Below are 293 nucleotides of genomic sequence, written 5' to 3'. Positions count from 1 at the left end.
GAATGGTATGGCCGTTGGTACAATCTTGAATGTAGAGGATCCGGTAAAATATAAATGTAAAGTGCGTCCTGAGAACCAGCTTTATGACACAAACAATACCAAAAATAAGCTTGGAACAGAAATTTTGGTTGATTCCGGACAGTTTCCTGTGATTCCGATTAAACAGGCGGATGGTTCTTACAAGCATTACTATTATCTGGAAAAACCGAGTAGTTGGGAGCAAGATGCCCAGAAGAATTATGGCGGCACGTACACAATTGAATGGTACGAGGTGGTTGCATCGGGTGGAGCCA

Annotated in this window: 1 protein-coding gene; it reads left to right on the top strand. The window is 42.7% G+C overall.

Translation table 11 applies throughout. The features are described 5' to 3' along the window. A partial coding sequence (locus tag P0G09_RS19825; RefSeq protein ID WP_275253531.1) for a hypothetical protein occupies positions 1–293 on the top strand: 293 nt, incomplete at both ends.

Source organism: Faecalibacterium sp. DFI.5.82, assembly GCF_029076575.1.
Taxonomy (GTDB): domain Bacteria; phylum Bacillota; class Clostridia; order Oscillospirales; family Ruminococcaceae; genus Faecalibacterium; species Faecalibacterium duncaniae.
The sequence above is the reverse complement of the archived record's forward strand: the minus strand, read 5'-3'. Positions and strand labels throughout refer to the sequence as shown.